1 protein-coding gene and 1 pseudogene are annotated in these 942 nt (G+C 51.6%); both read right to left on the minus strand.

The annotated features are described in order from the left end of the window. Window positions 1-269 (minus strand): annotated as a pseudogene (locus HMPREF9441_RS13930) (DUF3868 domain-containing protein); the annotation flags it as partial. 16 nt (window positions 270-285) lie between these two features. Further along, window positions 286-837 carry a DUF3575 domain-containing protein gene (locus tag HMPREF9441_RS13935; protein WP_008622315.1) on the minus strand — a complete coding sequence of 184 codons (552 nt, stop codon included), beginning with the start codon at window positions 835-837 and terminating at the stop codon, window positions 286-288. Window positions 838-942: the final 105 nt, after the last annotated feature.

Genomic DNA, 942 nt, shown 5'->3' on the forward strand with positions numbered 1-942 from the left:
CGACGCCCGTTCACCACCACGGGAGACATCTGCCGGACATTGCCACTCCCCTTGACCAAAGGAGTGAATACGAAGCGGACATTGGAAGGCAACTTCAGGTCGTCCAGCCTCAAATCCATATCCACAACCAAATTACTCCCGGACCTCTCCACCTTCAGGTTTTCCAAGCCCACCGCATTTCCCGCCATGCGTATGGCTCCGTCCTGCGCGCCGGAAGGGATTGCCATACCGGCCATACATATATATAATAGAAATCTAAAGTTTTTCATACGCCATAATTTAATATCAGAACACATAAAGCACACTTATCGCCAACTTGGTAGGGCCGAAATAATTGGCATGGGAAGACTTGAGCTTCTCGCCGCACTCGCCGCACTTGAACTTGTCGTACCGGATGTAGTCATACCCCACACCGAGCGAAGCCTCCAGGTTCCAATGCCTGGACAAGGGCCACTGGTAACCGGCCGTCACACCGCCGCCCGCATACCAGCCTTCGTAACGATGGGTAGACAAATCATCGAACAGGCCGAACGGAAGGTCCACCTCGCCGACGTTAAACTCGCCGCCCATCAGATGCACACCGAGAAACCACCCGTTGAAAGCCTCGCAAAACCAATAACGGTATTCGGGCTGAACCACCCAATGCTTCAAACTCTCCCCTCCGGAAGGCTCCCAAGGGTTGAGCCCGTAAAACAACTGCACCGTATGCTTCCGGGCTATCGAGGCCTCAAGACCGAGGTTGGGTGTCACAGTAGACCAATACAACAGATTGGTCTTGAGCGCCACGTTTTGAGCAACGGCCGCCCACGACAACCCTCCAACTAAAATTGTGAACATCAATAATCTTCTTATCATAATACATCAATTGAATAAGATAATACTCCGTTTGAAACACGAAAAGGCTGTTTCCCCCTGCCCGAAAGCAAAGAAAAACAGCCACAA

Origin of the sequence: Paraprevotella clara YIT 11840 (assembly GCF_000233955.1) — a bacterium.
In the GTDB taxonomy this organism is placed as follows: domain Bacteria; phylum Bacteroidota; class Bacteroidia; order Bacteroidales; family Bacteroidaceae; genus Paraprevotella; species Paraprevotella clara.